The sequence below is a fragment of the Stenotrophomonas indicatrix genome, from assembly GCF_050573115.1.
GTDB classification, from domain to species: Bacteria; Pseudomonadota; Gammaproteobacteria; order Xanthomonadales; family Xanthomonadaceae; genus Stenotrophomonas; species Stenotrophomonas lactitubi_A.
The window spans coordinates 15,145-39,839 of sequence record NZ_JBNYZT010000004.1; the positions used below are offsets into that span (position 1 = coordinate 15,145).

The window sequence follows — 24,695 nt, forward strand, 5'->3', positions numbered from 1 at the left end:
AGATGCCCGACTGGAGTGCGTTCGACCTGAGCGCGTTCGATTGGAGCGCGCTGCATTTCCTGCGCCCGGACTGGTTGTGGATGCTGGCGGTACTGCCGCTGATCGTGGCGGTGGCCGTATACCGGCAACGGCGCAGCGATGCGTGGCGGCAGGCGGTCGATGCTCACCTGTTGTCGCACTTGCTGGCTGGCGAGGGAAAGCGACGCGCGCGCCTGCCATGGGCGTTGCTGCTGGGCTGGACCCTGGCTGCACTGGCGATGGCGGGCCCCAGCTGGCGGCAGCAAGCGCAGCCGGTCTATCAGGCCAGCGCGCCGCTGGTGGTCGTGATGGATCTCTCCAGCCGCATCACCGCGACCGATCTTCCTCCCTCGCGCCTGCTGCAGGCGCGGGCAAAGATCGGTGCTCTGCTGCGCGCCCGCCAAGGCGGGCAGGTGGCTCTGGTGGTGTATGCCGAAGATGCCTATACCGTGGCGCCGTTGACTGACGACGCTGCAAACGTGGCGCTGTACCTGGATGCGCTGGCGCCGGAGGTGATGCCGCGCGATGGCCAGCGCGCTGACCGCGGCATCGACTGGGCGGTGCGGTTGCTGCGGCAGACCGGTGCCCTGCGCGGCCGGATTCTCCTGGTCAGCGACCAGGCTGACAGCGAAGCGGTGCTTGCGGCAACGCAGGCGCGCGGCCTCGGCCTGCAGGTGTCGGTGCTGGGCCTGGGCACGCCGTCCGGTGCCGCCTATCGCGATGGTCAAGGCCAGATCGCACAGGCCGCTCTGGATGAAACCAGCCTGCGTGCCGTCGCCACTGCAGGCGGCGGGCGCTACCAGCGCATCGCCAGCGATGATCGCGATCTGCAGGCACTGGACGTGCTGGATGCCAGCGAAGGCGGCGCACTGGAGCGGCCCGGGCAGGCCCGGCAATGGCAGGACGAAGGCTATTGGTTGTTGCCGCCGGTGATGCTGTTGGCACTGCTGGCATTCCGTCGTCGCGCGGTACTGGCGGCGGTGCTGGCCGTGGGTCTTCTGCCTTTGAGCGGGCAGTTGCAGGCGCAGCCGCGCGTGCCGACACCTGCACCGGCACCTGCAGCCGGCACGTTGTGGGAACGTGCCGACCAGCGTGAGCATGCGCGCCTGGCTGCGGGCGTGCAGGCCTACCGTCAAGGTGATTTCGCTACTGCCCGCAAGCAGTTCGAAGGCATCGACAGCGACGCTGGCTGGTACAACCTCGGCAACGTGCTTGCCCGTCAGGGCGACTACGACGGCGCCATCGCCGCCTACGACAAGGCCCTGACGCGCCACCCGCAGATGGCCGACGCCGTCGCCAACCGTGCCGTGGTCGATGCTGCGCGCAAGCGCAAACCGCCACCGAGCAACAGCCCGGGGCAGGGCAAAGGGCAGCAGAAGCCGCAGCAGGGCCAGCAGCAGAATCAGCAGGGCCAGCAGGGCCAGCAGGGTCAGCAGGGTCAGCAAGGCCAGCAGCAGAACCAGCAAGGCCAGCAAGGCCAGCAGAACCCGCCGCAGCAAGGCACGCAGAGTCCGCAACAAGGCCAGCAGCAACCGCAGGACCAGAAGGGCCAGCAGAACCCGACATCTGCAGGTTCCGGCCAGCAGGGTGCGAAGCAGGAGCCGCCGCAGGCGTCCGACGCGCAGGCCCAGGCTCAGGCCGATGCCCAGCAGCGACAGCGGATGCAGCAGGCCCTGCAGCAGGCGCGCGCCGGAGAAGCCGGCAAGGCAGCAGCACGCGGCGACGGCGGCACGCCGCAACAGCGCGAGGAACAGCAAGCCGTCGAGGCGTGGATGCGGCGCGTACCGGATGATCCGGGGGCATTGCTGCGGGCCAAGTTCCAGTTGGAAAAAGAACGTAGAAAGAGGGAAGGGCGATGACAGGCATGGCGAGCAGGCAATTCCCGTGGCCTCTGCCTGTGCTGGCGATGCTGTTGATGTGGCTGCCGATGGTGGCTATGGCGCAGACGCGTGCCTGGCTGGAACAGGACAGCATCGCCGCCGGTGATGCCGTCACCCTGCACATCGAGACCGACCAGGGGGCGCCGGACTATGCACCGTTGAATGCCGATTTCGCACTCAGCGCGCAGAGCAGCAATCGCCAGGTGCAGTGGAGCAACGGCGGCGTCCAGCAGCGCAACCTTTATACGGTTGCGTTGACACCGCGCCGCACCGGTACGTTGCAGGTGCCCTCGTTGCAGGTCGGCAGTGCACGCACGGTGCCTCTGGTGCTGCAGGTCAGTGATGCCGTGGTGGCTACCCCGCAGAGCAACGCCACCGCCTTCATCGAAACCGAGGTGGATGACCCGACGCCCTACGTGCAGCAGAGCGTGGGCGTGGTGGTCAGGCTGTACTTTGCGTCGCAGCTGGCGTCGGGCGAACTGGTGCTCGACACGCCCAGTGGCGCTTCGCTGCAGCGGGTGGGGGAGGATCGCAGCGACGTGCGCCAGGTCAACGGGCGTCGCTACAACGTGGTCGAACGTCGCTTCCTGCTGATTCCCGAGCGCAGCGGTGCGTTGCGTGTGCCTGGCGCGCGCTTCACCGGCCGCAGTGCCGGGGGCTTCTTCGATGACTTCTTCGGCAGCGGTGGCGATGGCCGCATGAATGCTGTCGGTGCCGAACGCACGCTGCAGGTGCGGGCACAACCGGCACAGGCCGTGCAGCCATGGTTGCCGCTGCACAGCCTGCAGTTGCGCTACACCACGGCGCCCAGCAGTGCGCGCACGGGCGAAGCGGCCACCGTGATGGTCGAAGCAATCGCCAACGGCGCTACCCGGGCCCAGTTCACCGATCTGCCCGTGCCCGACCTCGGCGACGCCGCACAGGTATTCGCCGAACCGGCCCAGTACGAAGAGACCTTCAACGGCAGCACCCCACGCCTGAAGATCACCCGGCGCTATTCGATCGTGCCGCGGCAGGTTGGATCGCTGCGTGTGCCCGGGCCGCGCGTGGCGTGGTGGAATGTGGACAGCGGCAGTGCCCAGCAGGCCAGCCTGCCGGATCTGGAGCTGGCCGTGGCCGCAGGCCGGGCCGGCGCGCCCGTGGCACAACCGATCGATACCGATTCCGCGCTGCCGGGCACCGCCGCACCTGCCGTTGCATCCTCTGTTGCACCGACCGCAGCCGGCACCCGGCCGTGGCCGTGGATGGCCGCCGCCGCAGGGCTGGCCCTGCTGTGGCTGTTGACCCTGGCATGGGGATGGCGACGTGGTCGCCGTGCTGTCGCCCACACCCGCCCGGTTCCCCGGCCAGGGGCCATAGCACCTGCGACGTCCTCGCGTGCCAGTGTGGCCGAGCTGCGCCGGGCCATCGATGGCGAGGGCTTCGACCAGGTGGAGGCGCTGCTGTGTTCGATGGCGGGCGTGGAGCGCCTGGAACAGGTGATCGAGCGGTTGGCCGATCCGGCCCAGCAGCAGACCTTGCAGGCGTTGCAGCAGGCGCGCTGGGGCGGAATGGGCGATGTCACCGCGCTGCGGGCCCGTCTGCGCGAGAGCTTCCGTGACGGACCGCACTGGTCGGCCGCCACCGGCGCCGTCGACACTGGGCTGCCGCCGCTGTATCCGCCGCGGCAACCCTGAACCGGCGCGGCTTGCGCGCTTTGTTAGAGTAGATTCATTTTTCGAGGAATCCCGCGCATGACAGCAGCTGCTGCCGACAAGAAGAAGTTGCCCCTGCATTGGAAGATGGGCATCGGCTTTGCGATCGGCCTGGTCCTGGGCCTGATCGTGCATGCCCTGGGCGGCAGCGTCGAAGGCCTGCAGACCGGCGCCAAGTGGGTAATGGACTACATCACCACCCCGGCTTCGGGGCTGTTCCTCAACCTGATCTTCATGTTGATCGTGCCGCTGATCTTCTCGGCGCTGATCATGGGCGTGTCGGAGATGGGCGACATCCGCGCCCTTGGCCGCATCGGCTGGAAGACGTTGGCCTATACCGTGCTGCTGTCCGGCATCGCCGTGGGTATCGGCCTGGTGCTGGTCAACCTGCTCAAGCCCGGTGCCGGCGTCGACCCGCAGGTGGCCGCGCTGATGCTGTCGGAGAACGCCGAGCGCAGCAAGGAAATCGTGGCTGGCATCCATGGCACGCCGAAGGGCATGGACATGCTGCTGTCGATCGTGCCGAGCAACGTGCTGCAGGCCGCTTCGGACAATGGCGCGATCCTGTCGCTGATGTTCTTCGCGCTGATGTTCGGCATTGGCATGGTGCTGACCGACGAGGCCAAGGTGGCTCCGCTGCGTCGCGCCATCGAAGGCGTGTTCGAAATCTCGATGACCCTGATCAACCTGGTCATCCGCCTGGCGCCGTATGCAGTGGCCTGCTTCATGTTCAACCTGGCCGCGCTGTTCGGCTTCGACCTGATCATCCGCCTCGGTGCCTACGTGGGCGTGGTGGTGCTGGCGTTGGGCCTGCACATGGTGGTGACCTACGGCACTGCGGTATGGCTGTCGGGGCGTTCGCCGCTGGCGTTCTTCCGCCAGACCCAGGAGGCCACGGTGATGGCCTTCTCCACCGCCTCCAGCAACGCCACACTGCCGACCGCGCTGCGCGTGGCCGACCAGATGGGCCTGCCGCAGCGCGTGTCGCGCTTCGTGCTGACCGTGGGCGCCACCGCCAACCAGAACGGCACCGCGCTGTTCGAGGGAGTGACGGTGATCTTCCTGGCCCAGTTCTTCGGTGTCGACCTGAGCATCGGCCAGCAGGTCATGGTGATGGCGGTCTGCATCCTTGGTGGTATCGGTACCGCCGGTGTGCCGTCCGGCTCGCTGCCGGTGGTGGCGATGATCTGTGCGATGGTCGGCGTCAATCCGCTGGGCATCGGCCTGATCCTGGGCGTGAACCACTTCCTGGACATGTGCCGCACCGCGCTGAACGTGACCGGCGACCTGGCCCTGACCACCCTGGTGGCCAAGGGCGAAGCCGCGGACACCCCGGCCGAGATCGCTGCCGCCGCGGCCCGTCTGGACAACTGACCCAGGCAATACCTGATCGGGGTCGGAGCCCTTTCCGCAGGAAAGGGCTCTGATCCCTTTTCATATGCGGAATCCAGCGGAAATCATGAAGTTGCCGGCCAGCGGCCGGCACTACCGCCTTGTTGGCCTGACCCCGCCCGGCGTCTGTGGGACAATAGGCCGCCCGCAGTTCCGCGGCCGCCTCCCGATTCCGACAGAACCATGACGCAGCCTACCCGTCGCCAGTTGGCCAACGCCATCCGCTTCCTCGCCGCCGATGCGGTTGAAACCGCAAAGTCCGGCCACCCCGGCATGCCCATGGGCATGGCCGACATCGCCGAAGTCCTCTGGAACGACTACCACCGTCACAACCCGAACAACCCGCAGTGGTTCAACCGCGACCGCTTCGTGCTGTCCAACGGCCACGGCTCGATGCTGCAGTACGCGCTGCTGCACCTGAGCGGCTATGACCTGCCGATCGAGCAGCTGAAGGCATTCCGCCAGCTGGGCAGCCACACCGCTGGCCATCCGGAGCGTCACGAGACCCCGGGCGTGGAGACCACCACCGGTCCGCTGGGCCAGGGTTTCGCCAATGCCGTCGGTTTTGCCTTGGCCGAGAAGCTGCTGGCACAGCGCTTCAACCGCCCGGAGCTGGAAATCGTCGACCACCGTACCTGGGTATTCATGGGTGACGGCTGCCTGATGGAAGGCATTTCCCACGAAGCCGCCTCGCTGGCCGGTACCTGGGGCCTGCACAAGCTGGTCTGCTTCTGGGATGACAACCACATCTCCATCGACGGCAACACCGAAGGCTGGTTCACCGACAACACCCCGGAGCGTTTCGAGGCCTATGGCTGGAACGTGGTCCGTGGCGTCGATGGCCACGATCCGGAAAGCATCAAGGCCGGTATCGAAGCGGCCCTGTCGCAGGACGGCAAGCCGACCCTGATCTGCTGCCGCACCACGATCGGTTTTGGTTCGCCGAACAAGGCCGGCAAGGAATCCAGCCACGGCGCACCGCTGGGCAAGGACGAACTGGAAGCCACCCGCAAGGCGCTGGACTGGAACTACGGCCCGTTCGAGATTCCGGAAGAGATCTACGCCGGCTGGCGTGCTGGCGGTACCGGCACTCTGCGCCAGGCCGAGTGGGAGCAGCAGTTCGACAAGTACGCTGCGCAGTACCCGGCTGAAGCCGCTGAACTGACCCGTCGCTCGCATGGCGATCTGCCGGCCGACTTCGTCGCCAAGGCCGACGCCTACATCGCCCAGGTTGCCGCCGAAGGCCAGACCATCGCTTCGCGCAAGGCGTCGCAGCTGGCCATCGAAGCGTTCGCACCGCTGCTGCCGGAAATCGTTGGCGGTTCGGCTGACCTGGCGCACTCGAACCTGACCCTGTGGAAGGGCAGCAAATCCGTCGCCACCGACGATGCCAATGCCAACTACGTGTACTACGGTGTGCGCGAGTTCGGCATGACCGCGATCGCCAATGGCCTGGCCCTGCACGGTGGTTTCATTCCGTTCGATGCCACCTTCCTGGTGTTCAGCGATTACGCCCGCAATGCCGTGCGCATGAGCGCGCTGATCCCGGCCCACGCCATCCACGTCTACACCCACGACTCGATCGGCCTGGGCGAAGACGGCCCGACCCACCAGCCGGTGGAGCATCTGGCCTCGCTGCGCTACATCCCGAACAACGACGTGTGGCGTCCGTGCGACGCGGTCGAGTCGGCAGTGAGCTGGAAGGCTGCGATCACCCGCCAGGACGGCCCGAGCTGCCTGGTGTTCAGCCGCCAGAACCTGCCGCACCAGCCGCGCGACGCCGAGCAGATCGCACAGATCGAGCGTGGCGGCTATGTGCTGGCCGATGCTGCCGGCACCCCGGACGTGATCCTGATCGCGACCGGTTCGGAAGTCTCGCTGGCGACCGAAGCGAAGGCGCAGCTGGATGCGGCCGGCCTGAAGACCCGCGTGGTCTCGATGCCGTCCACCGATGTGTTCCTGCGCCAGGATGCGGCCTACCGCGAATCGGTGCTGCCGAACGCCGTGCGCAAGCGCGTGGCGATCGAAGCCGGCATCACCGGCTTCTGGCGCCAGTTCGTCGGCCTGGACGGTGCAGTGATCGGTATCGACACGTTCGGTGCCTCGGCCCCGGCCGACAAGCTGTACCAGCACTTCGGCGTCACCACCGCGCACGTGGTGGAAGCAGCCAAGGCGCTGTAAGCCTCGCGGCAATGGAATACGGAAAGGCCGGCGCAAGCCGGCCTTTCTCGTTTGTCGGACGAGACGAATCGTCCGCCGCGCCAGTAGATCCACGCCATGCGTGGATAGGCGTTACATCGCGTCCCGCACTTCCATCAGCGCAAACCCCAGAAGATTCAGTCCGCGCCACTGCGCCGGATTGTGTGCGTCGACGTGATCCTTGGCCAAGCCGATGCCCCAGACGAAATCCACCGGACTGGCTTCCACCAGCACCTGATCTTCCGTGGCGCGCAGGAAATCGCCCAGCGCCGCATTCTGCGAGAACTTGGCCCGATTGCCTTCGACCACCAAGGCGTAGCGCGCCTGCGCCCACAGAGCCTCATCGAAGCCCTCGATCTTCCGGCCCAGCGCTTTCACTTTGTCGGGCGTGCGGCTGGTGAGCACCTGTTCGAGGATGTCGGTGGCACCAAACAGACGCGCTTTGCCGGCCATCATGAAGTGCTCGGCGGTAGGGTAGTGCACGCCGTCGATGCTGAAGCCCACGTCATACCATTGGCTGAAACACGACGCCGCCACGCCTGTGCGCGGCGGCTGGTGGCCCCAGAAGCAGAGATAACGCAGGTGCTCGCCATCGGCCTGGCGGCGTTGCAGGTCATGCAGGAAACGGGAATCGTCGTTCATCCGCACAGGATAGCGTGCCGCGCGACTGCGGTAGGTGCCAACCTTGGTTGGCACTGATCGTTATCCGCCGGGCGTGGCCCGGCGCTACCATCCGCGCGATTACGCGGTACGTGCCAGGGCCAGCCTCAACAACCGTGCATTGAGCCGTTCGCCGAAGTCCTTGGGCGACTGCAGCTCCATCCGCTGCAGGTACACGGCATCTCCGTCACCAGCAGGCTGCCACAGCGCGTCCCACACGGTGCGCAGCTTGCTGCCGCGCGTCTGCGTGTTGACCTTCAGCCAGCCCAGTGCCTTCACCAGTACCTGTTCGATCTCGGTGAAGTCGCTGCCCAACGGGTAATCGGGCAGGGTGCCATCGTTGCGGAACGGCGCCAGCGCAGCCGCCAGTGCCTGCGGTGTATTGCGCTGCTGCCGCTGCACATCAGGTTGTGCCGTTGCTGCCAGCTTGCGCGCCGCGAAGGCCTGCTGCAGCAGCGCGCCCTGGAATGGCGTCTCGGTGATTGCCGCCATCGCGTGCACGCAGTCGTCGTCGGTCAGGCCGCGCACATCGGCGATGCCGTACTCGTTGAGATAGATGTCACGCAGGTGGCGCGGAATGGTCGTGTGCCCGTAGTTCCAGCGCACATTGGAGTCGCGCTGGCCCTTGTCATCGCGCGCGGCGCGGAACATCAATACGCTGCGGGCTTCCGGCAGCGCATGCGCCATCGCCACGAAGTTGTACTGGCCGCCCACACCGGAGACCACGCGTCCGTCTTCCAGTGCATCAGACACCGCTGCGCCCAGTGCGGTGGCCATCATGCAGGAGTTGAAGAAGCGGGCGTGCCGGCGCTGCAGGCGTTCCAGTGTTTCGTTGCCACCGTAAAGCTGGTTGATCTCGCTGATGCGGCGCATGCCGATCGCCCGGCATTCGTCCTCGGGCAGGGTGCGCAGCCATTCGTAGAATTCGGATGAGCCCAGGTAGAACGCGCCGTGCAGATACTCGCCCTCCGCCTCCAACGTGGCGTGGTCGATGGACAGCGTGCTGCCGTTCTCGATGCGCTGCATCAGCGCCAGGTCATCATGCACCTTGCGCTTGATCACGCCGGTCTGCACCAGGCGGCGGAAGCCCTCGTTGAGCATTTCGCTGCAGCCGTACAGGCCGATCTCGAACGGCTCCAGCCCGCCGACCTCCTGTACCAGCGGATGGCTGGCCAGTTGCGGGTCCAGTGCGTCCAGCACGCGCCGGTAGCGCGCGTTGTCGGTGTGGCGCAGTACCAGTGCATGGCTGAGTGCATCTGCCAGGGTGCCGATGCCGATCTGCAGCGTGCCGCCGTCGCGCACCAGAGTACTGGCATACAGACCGATGGCGTAGTCGGCGTCGGCCACCGGTTGCCGTGGCAACCCGAACAATGCCGGATACGGCGGGGGCGGGGTGATGACCAGATCGAAGAAGGACACGTCGACCGTGGCCGTGCCGCCCAGATACGGCAGCTGCGGATCGATCTCGGCGACCAGCAGAGGGCGCGGCAGGCCGCGCGCGGTCATCGCGTCCAGCGTGTCCTGGGTGATGTCGTTGTTGCAGGACAGCGAAAGGCGCCGGTCGCCCGGGCGCATCGCTACTTTCTGCACGATCACCTGCGGCGCGCGCTGGGCCACGGCGTCGGCAGCATGGGTGTAGTTGAGGCTGGTGTAGCTGGACTGTGCCTGCCGCGAGCCGAGCAGGGCACCGGACTGCATGTAGAACTCTTCCACCTGCACGTGTGCCGGCAGCGCGTCGCGGGCGATCGCATCGGCATAGGCCAGGCGCGGGAAGTCTTCACCGAAATGGCGGGCCGCGAACGGCGCCATGAAGCGCGCCTCCAGGCCGTCTCCCTTTGCCTGCGGCGGGTTCAACGACAGCGCGGTGTACAGCTGCAGCGGCCGCGACGGGTCCTGCTCGACACGCGCGTACAGGGCGTTGAGCAGGCGGTGGGGCTTGCCCAGCGCCAGCGGCGCACCGATCCGCAGCGGCCCGTCCACGCGCGCGAACAGCCAGTCAACGGCGGCGTCGAGGTCGGTGAGGTGTTCGGTCATCCGGGGCGGTCCTGCTTGGGGGAGTGCTGGCATTACAGCATGTCGGGCTTGAACCGCCGTCGACGCGAGACTTCGGCACCGGCCACCATGAACCGGCCATCGCCGCGGTAATGCACCGTGCGTGGCAGCTTCGGCCGTGGCGCCACGTGTGCGCGCACGATTTCCCAGATGAAGAGATTGCTCGACTCGACCTGGCTGTCGTCATGCAGGCGGCACTCGAAACTGGAATGGCACTGGTCCACCAGCGGTGCCCCCACGTCCCGCGCCGGCAGCGCATCCAGGCCGAACCGTTCGAACTTGTCCATGTCGCGGCCGCTGCAGTTGCCGATGTCGACCACGGTGTCCAGCAGTTCGACCCCCGGCACGTTGATCACGCATTCGCCGCTGCCGCGCGCCAGGCCGAAGCTGTGGTTCTCATTCCACAGGTAGGTGGCGACCAGTGAGGGCGAAAAGCCCATCACCATGTGCCAGCCCATCGTCATCAGGTTGCGCTGGCCACGCCAGGCAGTGCTGACCAGCACGATGGGGCCGGGTTCGAGGAAGCGGCGGGCCTGCTCGACCGGGAAATCACGTTTGCGCAAGGGCTTCATGCCGGTACCTGCGGTAGAGGCCCCCATGCTGGCGCAGGTGCGATGAAATACGGGTCGAGGGGTTGACAGTCGATTCGATTACGCGCGTAATCATATTGTCGATTACGGATGTAAACCATGACCCCGATCAGCGAAGCCGAGGCCGTAGTGATGGAGGTGCTGTGGCAGCAGGCGCCGCGCACCGCCGATGAGGTCGTGGCTGCTCTGGCCCACCGCAACTGGGCCGAGCCAACCATCAAGACCCTGCTCAACCGTCTGCTGACCAAGGGCGCGATCGCCGCCGAGCGCGACGGCCGGCGCTATCTGTACCGGCCGCTGCTGCAGCGCCAGGCATGGGTCGAGACGCAGAGCCAAGACTTCCTCGGGCGTGTGTTTGAAGGCCGTGTGGCGCCGCTGGTGGCGCATTTCAGCGAACGCGGCCAGCTGAGCGCGCAGGACATCGCCGAACTGAAGAAGCTGATCCAGGAGCTGGACCATGACTGAGCTGCTCGACGGATTGTGGCGGGCCAGTCTGTGGCTGGCGCTGGGCGTGGTCCTGCTGGCGGTACTGCGGCCGTTGCTGATGCGACTGGGCGGCGCCGCGCTGGCTTACCGCAGCTGGTGGCTGCTGCCCCTGCTTTTGGTCACGCTGCTGCTTCCCCTGCCACAGGTTGCGCTGTTGCAGCATGTGCCGACCTTGCCGCTGAAGGTGGTGCCCGGAACAGCGGAAGGCCTGCCAACCGCGTCGCTGCAATGGCCCTTGGTGCTGCTGCTGACATGGGCACTCGGCATGGGCCTCTGCCTGCTGCGCGACCTGCGCGCACAGCGCCGCTTCGAGCGGAACCTGGGCGGGCTGCATGAGCGTGCCGATGGCAGCTGGCAGGCCAGCGGCGATCCCGGGCTGCCGGCGCTGGTGGGCCTGTGGCGGCCGCGCATCGTGGTCGGCCCGGATTTCGACCAGCAGTTCAGCGCGCAGGAGCAGCGCCTGATCCTGCAGCACGAGCGCGGCCATCGTCGCAACGGCGATCACTGGGCCAACGGCGCGCTGTTGCTGATGCGCGCGATGTTCTGGTTCCACCCGCTGCTGCCATGGGCCGCACGTCGATTCCTGCGTGACCAGGAACTGGCCTGCGATGCCCGCACCATTGCCCCGCAGCCCGCGCTGCGCGGCCTGTACGCCAGCACGCTGCTGAAGGCGCAGTTGGTCCACCCGGTTGCGCCAGCGGTCTGCCATTGGCGCAGCCAACCTGTGTTGAAGGAGCGTATCGCCATGTTGAAGCAGTCCAAGCGGAAGGCATTGCCGTGGGTGTCGGGTCAGGTGCTGGTGGTCGGGTTGTGTCTGGGGATGGGGGCAGTGGCGTGGGCCAGCCAGAGTGGCGCAATGGCGGTCGGCCCAGCGGTAGCCGTCATGGATCGGGAGATCCGGGTCGACAAGATGCCGCCGCCGAGCTACCCGAAGAGCGCGTTCGAGCAGAGCCAGACAGGCGTGGTGGTGCTCCGCGTCGACGTTGATGCGCAGGGCGCGGTCAGCGATGTGCGTGTAGTGAGCGCCACCAATCCGGGCGTGTTCGAAGCGGTATCGATCGCAGCAGCGCGCAGCTGGACCTACCGCCCGGCGCTGAAGAACGGCAAGCCGGTGGCGGGCGCCGTGCGCATTCCGATCACCTTCGCCATGGATGAGAACGACGACGTGACGGAGACCGCCAGGTGATGCGCATCGCACTGCTGATGGCAGCGGGGATGCTTGTCGGCTGCGCTACCCGGGAACGGCTGACCACCGTCGATACCCGCAATGAAAGCGTCGGCCATCAACGCCTGCACGCGGAAGGAAAAGGTGGCAGCGGCCAAGTGCAGGCGTACACGCTGGGAGCAACCGAAGGCTATCGGATGCCGCAGCTGTATGCAGCGCCGGAGCCGCAGATCGGTGACCGTGACCCACGCACCGAGCTGGCCCCGACCACGATCTGCCTGCAGGTGGTGGTTGATGCCGAAGGCGCTGTCGAGCGCAGCATGGCGCTGGCCGACCGCAGCGAATGCGCAGCAGGCGCGGCAAGCGAGAATGCGCCTCTGCTGCAGGCGGCGCAGGAGGCGGTGGCGATGTGGAAGTATTCACCCGCCGCCGTCTGCCACTTCGCACCCGGCAAGGTGCCGAGCGACCGTGGCGACTGCGAAGGCGCCGAGCGCGTCGAACCGGTGCCGGTGAGTCTGCTGTATGCCTTCACCTTCGAGATCGTGAAGGGTCAGCATGTGGTGCGCACTCGGGGAAAATGAATGGGGTGGGCCGGCGCTCGTCCATCTGCAACGTTTCCAATTGCCTCGGACCTCGCCCCCTCATGGGCTGTTCTTGCTCTTGACAGGTCTGAACAAGATGCGTATCTCAGCGATTTGCAGGCCTATGTCATCGTGAGGGGGTGCGGCTGTGCGAGCCAACAGGACAACGGTGATTCTCCTGGCCAGCGTGGGCTGCATCGGTGCCTGTAGGCATCACGGAGGTGACGTTCCAACTCCGATGAGCCGCGAGTTCGGGGTATGCATTTTCCTTCAGGCCGGTGACAGCTACCACGTGAAAGCCCCGGGACTGGATTTTGAACAGGGATTGTTGAAGCTGGCTGGCAAGGACGTTGATGTCTATATCGGGAATCATCCTTCCTACGATGGCATTCGATGGAATCGAGACCTGAGCCCGACCCGTGGATTCGTGCTGGTTGGCACGGAGCACTCAAGGGGTAAGGACCGGGTGCTGCTCGGCAACAAACGCGCAGACCAGAAAGGCTTGATCTACGTGCAGTTCATGGGGACTGACCTCGAAGCGAAGCTTCCCGTTCTGACGCGCAGTGATCTGGTGGTGGATTGCGAACTGGATTTAGGGAAGCGGATCTTCAAAGGTTGAGAATCCCATACCGGCCATTGTTCCGTTCTTCTCACCTTGGGATCTCAAATGAAGCGCTCGCTTTTACTTTTTCTGCTGATGCTGGTATCCGGATCGACAGCTGCGGCGGTTTCAGTGCATATCGGGCGCAAGCCAACGGAGCTTGTGACGGCGCAATCCGCGGGCATGAAGGTCGAAGTGCGACTGGGCATCCACGCGACAACTGCCGACGATCCTCGCTACGTAGTCTGCGAGGGCGCGCGCCCCTGTAAAGGAGTGCAATCGCTGCAGATCAGGGTAAATGGTGCTGCCTTGGCTGTCCCGCGTTCTGCCTATTTTGATCTGGTGGATCTTTCCAGTGCGAAGATCGATCTCGGCCCTAAGGACGGCAGCCTGATATTGCAGGGCGGGGACGCCTCAGAGAGTTACAACGTGCGTATTCGGTTCAATAAGAACAGGGTCCTGTCGAGAGAGATCTTTGTTGGAACGTCGCAGGATGACCTGTTGGAGGAAACCACCTACCACGAGGTGAGTATCGGATAGCCGCCTCTCTCTGATGACTGTCCCCCGGACCTCACGCTCCGCCCTGGATGTTCGCCTTCACCGCCGGCTGCATCAGCGTTGGCTCTGCCAGGGTCGCATCACGCGCCTGACGCACGCTGACGAACTCGGCTTCGGCCACACCGTCATGCACATGGATGTTGTGCGCGCGCTGTTCACCGATGGTGGTTTCATTGGCGAAATCGCGGCCGCCCGGGCCGTAGTCGTGGCAGACGAACACGCGGGTGGCATCGGGCAGGGCAAGCAGACGCTGGATCGAGCGGTACAGCTGCGCGGCGTCGCCGCCGGGGAAATCGCAGCGCGCGGTGCCGCCATCGGGCATGAACAGCGAATCGCCGGTGAAGACAGCATCGTCGATCAGATAGGCGATGCTGTCGCTGGTGTGGCCGGGCACGGCGATGATGCGCCCCTGCAACTCACCCAGTGCAAAGGTCTCGCCATCGGCGAACAGGTGATCGAAGACCGCATGTTGATCGGGCAGCTGCAGACCATAACGCGGTGCGAACGTGGCTTGCACCGCGCGGATGCCTTCGCCGATGGCCAACGTCGCTTGCGGGAACCGCTGCTTCAGTCGGCGCCCCGCCGACACGTGGTCGGCATGGGCATGGGTTTCCAGCAACCAGCGTACGTGCAGCTGCTGTTGCGCGATGACATCAAGCATCGCGCGTATCGGCGATTCGCTGCTGGCGTCGGTATCCGGGTCGTAATCCAGTACCGGGTCGATCAGCGCTGCCTCCCTGCTGGCCGGGTCGCTGACCAGGTAGCTGAAGGTATTGCTGTCACGGTGGAAGAACGATTGCACCTGGACCGACATCGGATACTCCTCAGCGTGTGGCGAGCACGCGGTTCAGCAACTGCGCCAGGTTTTCACCGGCCAGTCGCAGCTGCGCTTCGGCCACTGGCCGGTAACGCGTGGTGTAGTCGTCGCCGATCTTACGCGAGGCAGGGTAAACGCCAGGTTGCACGGAAATGCGGCAGCTGGCTTCGGCCCAGCTGACCGGGTCGCGCTGCGGGTTGGACTGGCGTGCCAACTTCGGCGCCGGCAGCGCGCGCAGCACCGGCAGGTAACCGGCATCGTCGACCTTGCGGGTATTGAGCATGCCGCTGTCCCACAGCGAGTGCAGGTTGGTGCCGCGGTTGCCGAACTGCAGCTGGAAATCGTTGCCGCCCTTGTCATGGCCGTAGCCGGCGTGCATCGGCTGATGGATGTCACCGACCAGATGCACGACGAACTTCAGCGCCTGCAGGCGCTCGCCATCGGTCAGGCTGCGGTCGCCGAGGATCGCGCTCTGCGCCTTCAGGGCTTCGACGATGCAGTTGCCGCCCTTGCAGTGCTTCGGCGCCTCGTAATGGCAGCCATCTTCGGCGATGTTGACGTAGTGCCAGCCGGCCGAGCGACGGCCCAGGCCGGGGTCCTTGGCGCGCAGCTGGTCGGCCCAGGGCGCGATGCTGGCGAGGGTGGCACCGGGTTCGGTGGCCAGCAGGCGATCGACTTCGGTGCGTGCGGTCGGATTGAGGCGGCTGTCGGCCACTTCGGCGACCAGGCGGTGGCCTTGCGCGCCCCAGGCGTGGGCGGGTGCGGACAGGGCCAGCAGGGCCGGCGCGAGGGCGGCGGCGAGGAATAGGGAGTGCAGTGCTTTCATCCGCTCATTCTAGCCAGCGGGGGAGATGGGTGGTTGATGGAAAGCGGTGCGTTCCTGTTCGCTGGGCAGCTGGCTGCAGGGGCAGGCGCTGCGGGACACGCCGCAAGTACGTCCCTGTAGGCTCGTCCGCGGCATCCATGCCGCGGACGGTCCCGCAGCGCCCGCCCCTGCAGCCACCATCCAACATGGCCGCGTTGGCGGATGCAAAGGTCAAGTGCAGAATCAGACTCAAATGCAGGATCACATCCTGCGGCGCGCAATCGCATCCGGCCGATGGCAACTGCGCCATGCGGGAGCCGGCTTCTGCTTGCGCTTGCGCGCGCGCGGAGAATGGAAGGGCGGGGCAGGGGGAGGGGACGGGACCGTTGGCGCCATGGATGGCGCCATCGAGCCCCCATGGATGGGTTTACGGCGTGTCCCGGCCCCTCCCCCTGCCTCGGCCCACACCGGTACCTTCGCCCGTCGCGCAAACAAAAAAGCCCCGGCACACACATACCGGGGCAACATGCTGCGAGGGTTTTGCCTGTAGCGGGGGAGCGGGGGCGAAGCCCCCGCCAAACAACCCCTTAGAACTTGAAGACGTAGGAAGCGCCGTAGACCAGCGGATCGATGTTGACCGTGCCGATCTTCTCGCCGTCCAGCTTTACCTTGCTGTCGATGTCGATCCAGCGCATGTCCACGCGCAGGGCGCCCTTCTCGCCAATCGCGAAGTCGATGCCCGCATGCGCGGCCAGGCCCCACGAATCCTGCAGCTTCAGCTTGCTGTTGGCCAGCGCACCGGTGGTGTCTTCGCTGAAGAAGGTCGTGTAGTTCAGGCCGGCGCCCACGAACGGCGACACCTTGCCCTTGCTGTTGAAGTGGTACTGCAGGGTGACCACCGGCGGCAGCTGCTTGGTGCTGCCCACACGGCCCAGCCCGTTGATGTTGATGTCGTGCTTGAACGGCAGCGCCGCCAGCACTTCGATGCCCAGGTTGTCGGCGATGAAGTACTCACCGGTGATGGTCGGCTTGACGTCGTTGTCGACATCGACCTTCAGGGTGCCACCGGCCAGCCAGCCGTTGTTCGACTTCGGGGCGACCTGGTGCACGCCAGCGGAAAGGGTCCAGTCGCCCTTGGACTGGGCCATGGCCGGGGCAGCGGCCAGCGACAGGGCGGCGGCCAAGCTGGCCACGATCAGGGGGGAGGTCTTGCGCATGGGGGTGATCTCGTTGCTGGGTGGATGTGGCCAGTCTCGGCCTCACGCCGCGCTAACGCTTTGATCCGGATCAAATCCTGTCCGGCCCCCTTCCCGGGGGGCGGCCTTGGCCGGCGGTGGTCAAGGCCGGCCTGCTAGACTTGTGGGCCCTATCCACCCCGCCGCACCTGTCGCGGCTGCAGGAGCTTGAGAACATGGCAATCAAGGTTGGTATCAACGGTTTCGGTCGCATCGGTCGTAACGTCCTGCGCTCGGCGGTGCTGAACTTCGGCGACGACATCGAAATCGTGGCCATCAACGATCTGCTGGAGCCGGATTACCTGGCCTACATGCTCAAGTACGACTCCGTGCACGGTCGTTTCAAGGCCGACGTCGCCGTCGATGGCAAGGATCTGCTGGTCAACGGCAAGAAGATCCGCCTGACCCAGGAGCGCGATCCGTCCAACCTGAAGTGGGACGAAGTCGGTGTCGACGTCGTGCTCGAAGCCACCGGCCTGTTCCTGGACAAGGTCAGCGCGCAGAAGCACATCGATGCCGGCGCCAAGAAGGTCATCCTGTCGGCACCGTCGAAGGACGACACGCCGATGTTCGTGTTCGGCGTGAACGACAAGACCTACGCTGGCCAGGCGATCATCTCCAACGCCTCCTGCACCACCAACTGCCTGGCGCCGCTGGCCAAGGTCATCAATGACAAGTGGGGCATCAAGCGCGGCCTGATGACCACCGTGCATGCGGCCACCGCCACCCAGAAGACCGTCGATGGCCCGTCCAACAAGGACTGGCGCGGCGGCCGCGGCATCCTGGAGAACATCATTCCGTCCTCCACCGGTGCGGCCAAGGCGGTCGGCGTGGTCATTCCGGAACTGAACAAGAAGCTGACCGGCATGAGCTTCCGCGTCCCGACCTCGGACGTGTCGGTGGTCGACCTGACCGTCGAGCTGGAAAAGGAAGCCACCTACGCCGAGATCTGCGCCGAAGTGAAGGCACAGAGCGAAGGCGCGCTGAAGGGCATCCTGGGCTACACCGAAGACAAGGTGGTGGCCACCGATTTCCGCGGTGAAACCCACACCTCGGTGTTCGACGCCGACGCCGGCATCGCCCTCGACGGCACCTTCGTCAAGCTCGTGTCGTGGTACGACAACGAGTGGGGCTATTCCAACAAGTGCCTGGAAATGGCCAAGGTCGTCGCAGCCAAGTAAGGCTCGCGAAGATCGTTGCGCGAACCCCGGCCTGGCCGGGGTTCGTCGTTTATGGGGCCCGGCCTGACGTAGCATGGGCCCGTCGACCGCCGCCATCGTGGCGCGGGATCGCATTGGAAGGCGAGGAATGGAAGCACTCTTGGTCCTGGCAGTACTGGTCCTGCTGGCGATACCGCTGCTGCTGGTGGTGGCGCTGGTGATGATTGCCGGTCTGCGCCGGCGGGTCGCCGCGCTGGAGGCCGCACAGACCGTGCAGGTCGCGCCCACTCCGGCAGGGACGGTCCGCCGTGCGCCCTCGGCCGTGGCCGAGCCGCCGCGCGCGCCTGCGGCAACACGCGAGCCCAGCAGCGAACCCTCGTTCCTGCGGCCCACGGCAATCCCGGCATCGGCGCCGGTCGCCGCCCGCGAGGAGCTGCCGACACCGGCCCAGCCCGCGCGTCCGCTGCCGCCACCGCCGTTGCCACCGGAGCCGACATTGCCGCCGCTGCCGGCCGAACCGGCCCTGCCGAACCTGGTGGAGCGCGCGATTGGCGCGGTCAAACACTGGTTCACCCAGGGCAACGTACCGGTGAAGATCGGCATGCTGGTGCTGCTGGCCGGTGTCGCCGCGCTGCTCAAGTACGTCAGCGACCAGGGCTGGCTGGTGGTGCCGGTCGAACTGCGGCTGGCGGGCATCACCGTCGGTGCGCTGGGCCTGCTGGCCTTCGGCTGGCACCAGCGCGAGCGCCGGCGGATGTTCGCGCTGGCCTTGCAGGGCGGCGCCATCGGCGTGCTGCTGCTGACCATCTTCGCTGCCTTCAAGCGTTTCGATCTGCTCGCGCCCGGTTTCGCTTTTGCCAGCTCGATCGCGCTGGTCGCGGGGCTGTGCGTGCTGGCGGTGGTGCAGAACTCGCGCACGTTGGCGGTGCTGGGCATCCTTGCAGGCTTCATGGCACCGCTGTGGCTGTCCACCGGCAGTGGCAACCACGTCGGGCTGTTCAGCTACTACGCCGTGCTCAACGCGGGCATTTTCGCCATCGCCTGGTATCGCCCGTGGCGTGTGCTGAACCTGCTCGGTTTCGCGTTCACCTTCGGCATCGGCACGTTCTGGGGCGTGCTGCAGTACGACGCGGCCAAGTTCGCAAGCACTGAGCCGTTCCTGCTGCTGTTCTTCACCTTCTACCTGCTGATTCCGCTGTTGTATGCGCGCCGGCAGCCGGCCGGGCGTCGCGATCTGGTCGACGGCAGCCTGGTGTTCGGCACGCCGCTGATCGCCTTCTCGCTGCAGGCTGGCATGCTGCACGAACAGCCGATGACGCTGGCCCTGTGTGCGCTGGGCCTGGCCGCGATCTATGCATTGCTGGCACGCGCTCTGATCGCGCGCGCGTCTTACACGGTGCTGGCGCAGTCGCATGCGGTACTGGCCGTGGGCTTTGCGACGCTGGCAGTGCCGTTGGCCTTCTCGGCGCGTGCCACCGGCGCGGTATTCGCGCTGGAAGGTGCCGGCCTGGCGTGGCTGGGGTTGCGCCAGAAGCGCTGGTTGCCGCAGGTGACCGGAGCGCTGCTGCAGCTCGCTGCCGCATTCGCGTTTGTGGTGGGGGCCGACCATTGGCACCAGGACCAGCGCTTCCTGCTCAACCCGACCGCGATCGGCGCGCTGCTGCTGGCCGTGGCAGGTTTCGCGGCGGCGTGGAGCTATCAGCGCAGACAGCGGCATGACATCGCCCTGGCGTACTACCTGTGGGGCCTGCTGTGGTGGTTGGGCGGTCTGGTGCATGAAATCGGCCGCTTCTTCCAGCATTCGGTGCAGGCCGACGCGGTGTTGGTGCTGGCCGCCGTCACCGCCTGGTTGGCGTCGGAAGTACAGCGCCGCATGCCGGCACGTGCGCTGGGCGTGACCGCGCTGGTGATGCTGGCAGCGGGCTTCCCGTTGGCGCTGCTGCAGAGCGACGCGCACCAGCAGCCGTTTGCCGGCTATGGCGCATTGGCGTGGGCAGTGTTCGCGGTGCTCGGCGTGCGCAGCCTGCTGTGCCTGCGTCAGGGCAGTGGCGGCGTGGCCCGCATCGCGCAGTTCTTGTGGTGGCTGCTGTGGCCATCGCTGCTTTCGCTGCTGGCCCTGTGGGGCGGCGGTGATGCGCGCCTGGCGCAGGGCTGGACCGCATTGCTGGTGACCCTGCCGTGGTTGCTGCTGGCGGCGCTGTCGCTGTGGCGCTGGAACGTGCTGCGATGGCCGCTGGGTGCAACGTTTGATCCGGTGCGCCTGCCGCTGCAGAGCGTGATTTTCGCGGTGCTGGCGTTGGCCTGGTTGTTCGGCCTGACCCTGGCGGGCGACGCCACGCCGTTGCCGTGGTTGCCGCTGATCAATCCTGCCGAACTGGCACAGTGGGTCAGCCTGTTGCTGATCGCGCGCTGGCTGTATGGCGCACAGGGACCGGCGCCGCTGCAGCGGTTGCGTGTACCGGTGCTGGCCGTGGCCGGTTTCATCGCGTTGACCAGCACCGTGCTGCATGGCGTGCACCATTGGGGCGGGGTGGTATGGGATCCGTCGATGGCCCGCTTCAGCCTGGCCCAGACCAGCCTGACCGTGTTGTGGAGCGTGCTTGGCGTGATCGCCTGGGTGTGGGGCTCGCGTCGCGGCCAGCGTGTGCTGTGGATGGTCGGCGCCGTGTTGATGGCCGTGGTGCTGGCCAAGCTGGTGCTGATCGACCGACAGCACCTGGGCAACCTGCTGGGAATCGCATCGTTCATCGCCTACGGCCTGCTGTGCACCGTGGTGGGCTACCTGGCGCCCGCGCCGCCGAGCGCGCCGCCAACCGTGGAGGAAAACCAATGAGGAAGTGGAGCCGAGCGTTGCTGCCGGTATTGTTCGGCGTGGCCGGTGCAGTTGCTGCACAGGCCACGGACTACCGCGCGCAGTACGCCGAACAATGGCCGCTGAGCCTGTCCAGCGCGCAGTCCGGTGCCTACCGCGTGGTGCTGGAGCCGGCGATCTATCGCCGTGCAGGCGCAGCCGATCTGGGCGACCTGCAGGTGTTCAACGCCGCTGGCCAGGCATTGCCGTCGGCGCTGCTGGCACCGGACCAGCCGTTGGCGCAACCACCGGTGCAGCGCGAGCTGCCGTGGTTCCCGCTGCCGCCGCTGGCCGAGGCCCAGCGCAACGATCTGCAGCTGCTGACCGAGCGCGACACCGACGGCCGTGTGCGCCGGGTCGAGGCTCGGCTCGGTGGTGGTGCAGTGGCGAACGGGCAGGGCGGCTGGTTGATCGATGCCAGCGTGCTCGGTCAGCAACCGTTGGCAGCGCTGGTGCTGGACTGGGCTGAAAGTGGCCAGCCGCTGCAGGCGCAGGTGCAGCTTGATGCCAGTGACGATCTGCAGCGCTGGCAGTCGATCGCCCGCGATGTACCCCTGGTGGACCTGCAGCGCGCGGGCAAGCGCCTGCTGCAGCGTCGCCTGCAGGTCGACAGCAACGTGCGCTACCTGCGGATCCTGCCGCAGGGCGAGGCGCGCCTGCCGGAGCTGCGCAGCGTATTGGCGGAACTGCCGCCGGCGCCGGCAACGGTGCCTTGGGAGTGGCTGTCGCTGACGCCGACCGCGCAGGGCAAGGGTGAATTCACCTTCGAACTGGATGGTCGATTCCCGGTGACCCGGGCCGATGTGGCCAGCACCGACAACAGCCTGGTGCAGTGGACCCTGTTCAGTCGCGATGATGCTGCCGCCGAATGGCAGCGCCGCAGTGCGCCGTGGATCGCTTACCAGTTGCAGCAGGGTGCACCGGGTCAGCGCCAGCAATCGGCGGCACAGCCGTTGGGCGGCATGTACCGCGACCGCTACTGGAAGCTGGTAGCGAGCCCGGTGGAGACCACCAGCGCCCCGACCCTGCGCCTGGGCTATCAGCCGGAAGTGATGGTGTTCCTCAGCCAGGGCGCAGCGCCCTACGCACTGGCCGTGGGCAGTACGACCGCGCGCCGTGCCGAGGCGCCGATCACGGTGCTGATCGAGGAACTGCGCCAGCGCAATGATCCGTCGTGGCAGCCGACGCTGGCACGCTTGGAAGGCAGTCCGGAGACGCTGGCCGGTGATGCGGCGCTGAAGCCGCAGCACGACTGGAAGGCGTGGCTGCTGTGGGCGTTGCTGGGACTGGGCGTGCTGGTTGTCGGCGGACTGGCGTTGAGCCTGCTGAAGCAGAAGCCGTCGCCTTCGGCGTAGTTTGCGGCGAACGGCAGAGCCCCTCGTGGGTGGCGGTTGGTCGCATGGAGCAAAAGCCGCGCTTGGCCGGGCGGGGTGGGTTCGCGGGGGACGCCGTGAATCCGTCCATGGAGGCTTGGCCGCGGCATCCATGCCGCGGACACCCCCGCGAACCCACCCCGCCCGGCCTCTGACAATTTCCGTGTGCGTCCACCCACGGAAGAGAAAAAAAGAGCAAGAGCCAAAGCCAAAGCGGGTCGCTTCGCTCGAGGGCCGTCGGGGTCGGATCCGTTTTCCGCAGGAAAACGGCTCCGACCCCTTCTTCCTTCATCCGACACCAGAAAACGCTCTTGCTTCCGCCTTTGCCATCCGCTCCGCCTCATGAACCTGTCGAGGCCGGGGCGGTGTGGGTTGGCAGGGGTGTGAGCCGCATGGATGCGGCGACCAAGCCTCCATGGACGGATTCACGGCGTCCCCTGCCAACCCACACCGCCCCGGCCCACCCACAGCGCCACGAAGCGCCAGCGCTCTGGCCGTTGCTGTTGCCGTTGCCGTTGCCGTTGGCCTCTGCCTGCCGCAGGCATCGCCACCCGATACAATGACCTTCTGCCGCAAACCGGCATCCCATCTCCAGAGCCAAAGAGTTGCCCATGTCCATCGTCCGCATGACCGACCTCGACCTCTCCGGCAAGCGCGTGCTGATCCGCCAGGATCTGAACGTGCCGATCGAGAATGGCCGCATCACCTCCGAACAGCGCATCACCGCTTCCCTGCCGACGCTCAAACGCGCGCTGGAGCAGGGCGCGGCGGTGATGGTCACCTCGCACCTGGGCCGCCCGAAGGAAGGCGTGTGGAGCGAAGCCGATTCGCTGGCGCCGGTGGCCGAGCGCCTGTCGGTGCTGCTGGGCCGCGAAGTGCCGCTGGTGCGTGACTGGGTCGACGGCGTCGACGTGCAGCCGGGCCAGCTGGTGCTGCTGGAAAACTGCCGCATGAACGTTGGCGAGGGCAAGGATGATGAAGCCCTGTCGAAGAAGTACGCCGCCCTCTGCGATGTGTTCGTGATGGATGCGTTCGGTACCGCGCACCGTGCGCAGGCGTCCACCCATGGCGTGATCCGTTTTGCCCCGGTTGCTGCCGGTGGCCCGCTGCTGATGGCCGAGCTGGATGCGCTGGCACTGGCACTGGATGCACCGGCCAAGCCGCTGCTGGCCATCGTCGCCGGCAGCAAGGTCAGCACCAAGCTGGAACTGCTGGCCAACCTGGTCGGCAAGGTCGACCAGCTGATCGTCGGTGGCGGCATCGCCAACACCTTCATCGCGGCGGCCGGCTACAAGGTCGGCAAGTCGCTGTACGAACCGGACCTGCTGGATACCGCCAGGAAGATCGTGGCCGACGCCAAGGCGCGCGGTGCGGACATCCCGCTGCCGGTGGACGTGGTCACCGCCAGGCAGTTCCTGCCCGACGCGGTTGCCGAAGTGAAGGCAGTCGATGCGGTGGCCGAGGACGACCTGATCCTGGACATCGGCCCGCAGACCGCGGCGCAGTACGCGCAGCTGATCCAGAAGGCCGGCACCGTGGTCTGGAACGGCCCGGTGGGTGTGTTCGAGTTCGAAGCCTTCAGCAAGGGCACCGAAGCGCTGGCCCGCGCCATCGCCAGCTCGCCGGCGTTCTCCATCGCCGGTGGCGGCGATACCCTGGCCGCGGTCGACAAGTTCGATATCGCCCAGCAGGTCAGCTACATCTCCACCGGTGGCGGCGCGTTCCTGGAATTCCTGGAAGGCAAGACGCTGCCGGCAGTGGCTGCCCTGGCCGCGCGCGGCGCATGAGCGTCGACCTGCGGGTGGATGGAGAAGAGCGTGCAACGCTCTTCTTCGACATGGACGGCACGCTGATCGATTCGGAAGTGGGCATCACCACCTGCATCGCCTATGCGCTGCAGAAGATGGACCATCCGGTGCCTTCGCAGGAAACGCTGCTGGGCTGGATCGGCCCGTCGCTGCGCACCACGTTCGCGCCGCTGTTCGGGGATGCCGAACGGGTGGAGCAGGCCGTGGCCTTCTATCGCGAGCGCTTCGACGTGGAAGGCTGGCGCGAGCACACGATCTATCCGGACATTGAAGCGGCGGTGCGCGCGCTGCACGCACGCGGCCATCGTCTTGCGGTGGTCACCGCCAAGAACGAACCCCATGCACGCCGCATCGTCGAGCATCTGCCGTTCGGTGAGCTGTTCGAGGACGTGATCGGTTCAACGCCGGATGGTTCGCGCAGCAGCAAGCCGCAGCTGGTGGGCGAGGCGCTGCATCGGCTGCAGCTGGCGCCGGAACGCTGCTGGATGATCGGCGACCGCCGCATGGACATCGAAGGCGCCCGTCACCACGGCCTGCGCAGCGTGGGCGTGCTATGGGGCTTTGGCGGCGAGCAGGAGCTGACCGAGGCCGGTGCCGGGCAACTGGCCCGTGATCCGGCACACCTGCTGGCACTGCTGGCCTGAGGTAGACGATGGCGCGCGCCGGGCCTTGCCCGGCGGCGTTTCCGCTGCCATCGACCGGCGTATGTCCGGAACATGTCCGTGCGATGTCCCGCAGAGTCAGGCAGCACAAGGCTGTAACCGTATACA

20 protein-coding genes are annotated in these 24,695 nt (G+C 66.5%); 14 read left to right on the forward strand and 6 right to left on the reverse strand.

The window, feature by feature from the left end; translation table 11 throughout:
- The first annotated feature begins 2 nt into the window (after positions 1-2).
- From ACQ5SA_RS11085 to tkt, 4 genes are all read left to right on the forward strand, one after another.
- Complete coding sequence (locus ACQ5SA_RS11085) at positions 3-1,877, forward strand: tetratricopeptide repeat protein (protein WP_499314395.1); 1,875 nt, start codon at positions 3-5, stop codon at positions 1,875-1,877.
- 5 nt (positions 1,878-1,882) lie between these two features.
- Complete coding sequence (locus ACQ5SA_RS11090; protein ID WP_499314253.1) at positions 1,883-3,574, forward strand: BatD family protein; 1,692 nt, start codon at positions 1,883-1,885, stop codon at positions 3,572-3,574.
- A gap of 57 nt (positions 3,575-3,631) precedes the next feature.
- Entirely contained in the window at positions 3,632-4,966 is a 1,335-nt protein-coding gene (locus tag ACQ5SA_RS11095; RefSeq protein WP_499314254.1) for a dicarboxylate/amino acid:cation symporter, read from the forward strand.
- 201 nt (positions 4,967-5,167) lie between these two features.
- Positions 5,168-7,165, forward strand: a complete 1,998-nt coding sequence (tkt, locus tag ACQ5SA_RS11100; protein ID WP_499314255.1) for a transketolase — start codon at positions 5,168-5,170, stop codon at positions 7,163-7,165.
- Positions 7,166-7,276: 111 nt separating this feature from the next.
- Here tkt and ybiA read toward each other — a convergent pair whose 3' ends face one another.
- From ybiA to ACQ5SA_RS11115, 3 genes are all read right to left on the reverse strand, one after another.
- Complete coding sequence (gene ybiA / locus ACQ5SA_RS11105; RefSeq protein ID WP_499314256.1) at positions 7,277-7,825, reverse strand: riboflavin biosynthesis intermediates N-glycosidase; 549 nt, start codon at positions 7,823-7,825, stop codon at positions 7,277-7,279.
- A 99-nt stretch (positions 7,826-7,924) separates the two neighbouring features.
- Positions 7,925-9,877, reverse strand: coding sequence for an acetyl-CoA hydrolase/transferase C-terminal domain-containing protein (locus tag ACQ5SA_RS11110; protein WP_499314257.1), 1,953 nt, complete (start codon positions 9,875-9,877; stop codon positions 7,925-7,927).
- A 32-nt stretch (positions 9,878-9,909) separates the two neighbouring features.
- A complete protein-coding gene (locus tag ACQ5SA_RS11115; RefSeq protein WP_499314258.1) occupies positions 9,910-10,467 on the reverse strand; it encodes a flavin reductase family protein in 558 nt (185 codons plus the stop codon).
- 117 nt (positions 10,468-10,584) lie between these two features.
- On the opposite strand from ACQ5SA_RS11115, the gene ACQ5SA_RS11120 reads away from it, so the two are divergent.
- The 5 genes from ACQ5SA_RS11120 to ACQ5SA_RS11140 all read left to right on the forward strand — a co-directional run bounded on the left by ACQ5SA_RS11120 (position 10,585) and on the right by ACQ5SA_RS11140 (position 13,858).
- Positions 10,585-10,950, forward strand: a complete 366-nt coding sequence (locus ACQ5SA_RS11120; protein WP_499314259.1) for a BlaI/MecI/CopY family transcriptional regulator — start codon at positions 10,585-10,587, stop codon at positions 10,948-10,950.
- The gene (locus ACQ5SA_RS11125; protein ID WP_499314260.1) at positions 10,943-12,157 is read left to right on the forward strand and encodes a M56 family metallopeptidase; all 1,215 of its coding nucleotides are present in this window, start codon (positions 10,943-10,945) and stop codon (positions 12,155-12,157) included. The genes ACQ5SA_RS11120 and ACQ5SA_RS11125 overlap by 8 nt, the downstream gene beginning before the upstream one ends.
- Positions 12,157-12,717 (forward strand): hypothetical protein, encoded by a 561-nt coding sequence (locus ACQ5SA_RS11130; RefSeq protein WP_499314261.1) that lies wholly within the window; start codon positions 12,157-12,159, stop codon positions 12,715-12,717. The genes ACQ5SA_RS11125 and ACQ5SA_RS11130 overlap by 1 nt, the downstream gene beginning before the upstream one ends.
- 238 nt (positions 12,718-12,955) lie before the next feature.
- On the forward strand, positions 12,956-13,336 hold the full coding sequence (locus ACQ5SA_RS11135) for a hypothetical protein (protein WP_499314262.1): 381 nt from the start codon (positions 12,956-12,958) through the stop codon (positions 13,334-13,336).
- Positions 13,337-13,384: 48 nt separating this feature from the next.
- Complete coding sequence (locus ACQ5SA_RS11140; protein WP_499314263.1) at positions 13,385-13,858, forward strand: hypothetical protein; 474 nt, start codon at positions 13,385-13,387, stop codon at positions 13,856-13,858.
- 31 nt (positions 13,859-13,889) lie between these two features.
- Here ACQ5SA_RS11140 and ACQ5SA_RS11145 read toward each other — a convergent pair whose 3' ends face one another.
- The 3 genes from ACQ5SA_RS11145 to ACQ5SA_RS11155 form a co-directional block, all read right to left on the reverse strand.
- Positions 13,890-14,690, reverse strand: coding sequence for an MBL fold metallo-hydrolase (locus ACQ5SA_RS11145; RefSeq protein ID WP_499314264.1), 801 nt, complete (start codon positions 14,688-14,690; stop codon positions 13,890-13,892).
- Positions 14,691-14,700: 10 nt separating this feature from the next.
- Positions 14,701-15,519 carry a S1/P1 nuclease gene (locus ACQ5SA_RS11150; RefSeq protein ID WP_499314265.1) on the reverse strand — a complete coding sequence of 273 codons (819 nt, stop codon included), beginning with the start codon at positions 15,517-15,519 and terminating at the stop codon, positions 14,701-14,703.
- Between the two features lie 566 nt (positions 15,520-16,085).
- Complete coding sequence (locus tag ACQ5SA_RS11155) at positions 16,086-16,715, reverse strand: OmpW/AlkL family protein (RefSeq protein ID WP_279208871.1); 630 nt, start codon at positions 16,713-16,715, stop codon at positions 16,086-16,088.
- A 194-nt stretch (positions 16,716-16,909) separates the two neighbouring features.
- Between ACQ5SA_RS11155 and gap the strand changes: the two genes are divergently transcribed.
- The 5 genes from gap to ACQ5SA_RS11180 all read left to right on the forward strand — a co-directional run bounded on the left by gap (position 16,910) and on the right by ACQ5SA_RS11180 (position 24,569).
- Positions 16,910-17,914, forward strand: a complete 1,005-nt coding sequence (gene gap, locus ACQ5SA_RS11160) for a type I glyceraldehyde-3-phosphate dehydrogenase (RefSeq protein ID WP_025874252.1) — start codon at positions 16,910-16,912, stop codon at positions 17,912-17,914.
- A 127-nt stretch (positions 17,915-18,041) separates the two neighbouring features.
- The gene (locus ACQ5SA_RS11165) at positions 18,042-20,726 is read left to right on the forward strand and encodes a DUF2339 domain-containing protein (RefSeq protein WP_499314266.1); all 2,685 of its coding nucleotides are present in this window, start codon (positions 18,042-18,044) and stop codon (positions 20,724-20,726) included.
- Positions 20,723-22,099, forward strand: a complete 1,377-nt coding sequence (locus ACQ5SA_RS11170) for a DUF3999 domain-containing protein (protein WP_499314267.1) — start codon at positions 20,723-20,725, stop codon at positions 22,097-22,099. Before ACQ5SA_RS11165 ends, ACQ5SA_RS11170 begins: the two co-directional genes overlap by 4 nt.
- A 629-nt stretch (positions 22,100-22,728) precedes the next feature.
- Positions 22,729-23,904, forward strand: a complete 1,176-nt coding sequence (locus ACQ5SA_RS11175; RefSeq protein ID WP_499314268.1) for a phosphoglycerate kinase — start codon at positions 22,729-22,731, stop codon at positions 23,902-23,904.
- Positions 23,901-24,569 (forward strand): HAD hydrolase-like protein, encoded by a 669-nt coding sequence (locus ACQ5SA_RS11180; protein ID WP_499314269.1) that lies wholly within the window; start codon positions 23,901-23,903, stop codon positions 24,567-24,569. The genes ACQ5SA_RS11175 and ACQ5SA_RS11180 overlap by 4 nt, the downstream gene beginning before the upstream one ends.
- Positions 24,570-24,695 lie beyond the last annotated feature (126 nt).

Excerpts from the sequence above, each read along its gene's own strand:
- ACQ5SA_RS11155 (WP_279208871.1), bottom strand. The coding sequence starts at position 16,715 with ATGCGCAAGACCTCCCCCCTGATCGTGGCCAGCTTGGCCGCCGCCCTG.
- ACQ5SA_RS11095 (WP_499314254.1), top strand. The coding sequence starts at position 3,632 with ATGACAGCAGCTGCTGCCGACAAGAAGAAGTTGCCCCTGCATTGGAAG.
- ACQ5SA_RS11125 (WP_499314260.1), top strand. The coding sequence starts at position 10,943 with ATGACTGAGCTGCTCGACGGATTGTGGCGGGCCAGTCTGTGGCTGGCG.
- ACQ5SA_RS11110 (WP_499314257.1), bottom strand. The coding sequence starts at position 9,877 with ATGACCGAACACCTCACCGACCTCGACGCCGCCGTTGACTGGCTGTTC.
- ACQ5SA_RS11090 (WP_499314253.1), top strand. The coding sequence starts at position 1,883 with ATGGCGAGCAGGCAATTCCCGTGGCCTCTGCCTGTGCTGGCGATGCTG.
- ACQ5SA_RS11150 (WP_499314265.1), bottom strand. The coding sequence starts at position 15,519 with ATGAAAGCACTGCACTCCCTATTCCTCGCCGCCGCCCTCGCGCCGGCC.
- ACQ5SA_RS11135 (WP_499314262.1), top strand. The coding sequence starts at position 12,956 with ATGAGCCGCGAGTTCGGGGTATGCATTTTCCTTCAGGCCGGTGACAGC.
- ACQ5SA_RS11120 (WP_499314259.1), top strand. The coding sequence starts at position 10,585 with ATGACCCCGATCAGCGAAGCCGAGGCCGTAGTGATGGAGGTGCTGTGG.
- ACQ5SA_RS11165 (WP_499314266.1), top strand. The coding sequence starts at position 18,042 with ATGGAAGCACTCTTGGTCCTGGCAGTACTGGTCCTGCTGGCGATACCG.
- ACQ5SA_RS11085 (WP_499314395.1), top strand. The coding sequence starts at position 3 with ATGCCCGACTGGAGTGCGTTCGACCTGAGCGCGTTCGATTGGAGCGCG.
- ybiA (WP_499314256.1), bottom strand. The coding sequence starts at position 7,825 with ATGAACGACGATTCCCGTTTCCTGCATGACCTGCAACGCCGCCAGGCC.
- ACQ5SA_RS11140 (WP_499314263.1), top strand. The coding sequence starts at position 13,385 with ATGAAGCGCTCGCTTTTACTTTTTCTGCTGATGCTGGTATCCGGATCG.
- ACQ5SA_RS11115 (WP_499314258.1), bottom strand. The coding sequence starts at position 10,467 with ATGAAGCCCTTGCGCAAACGTGATTTCCCGGTCGAGCAGGCCCGCCGC.
- gap (WP_025874252.1), top strand. The coding sequence starts at position 16,910 with ATGGCAATCAAGGTTGGTATCAACGGTTTCGGTCGCATCGGTCGTAAC.
- ACQ5SA_RS11180 (WP_499314269.1), top strand. The coding sequence starts at position 23,901 with ATGAGCGTCGACCTGCGGGTGGATGGAGAAGAGCGTGCAACGCTCTTC.
- ACQ5SA_RS11145 (WP_499314264.1), bottom strand. The coding sequence starts at position 14,690 with ATGTCGGTCCAGGTGCAATCGTTCTTCCACCGTGACAGCAATACCTTC.
- tkt (WP_499314255.1), top strand. The coding sequence starts at position 5,168 with ATGACGCAGCCTACCCGTCGCCAGTTGGCCAACGCCATCCGCTTCCTC.
- ACQ5SA_RS11170 (WP_499314267.1), top strand. The coding sequence starts at position 20,723 with ATGAGGAAGTGGAGCCGAGCGTTGCTGCCGGTATTGTTCGGCGTGGCC.
- ACQ5SA_RS11130 (WP_499314261.1), top strand. The coding sequence starts at position 12,157 with ATGCGCATCGCACTGCTGATGGCAGCGGGGATGCTTGTCGGCTGCGCT.
- ACQ5SA_RS11175 (WP_499314268.1), top strand. The coding sequence starts at position 22,729 with ATGTCCATCGTCCGCATGACCGACCTCGACCTCTCCGGCAAGCGCGTG.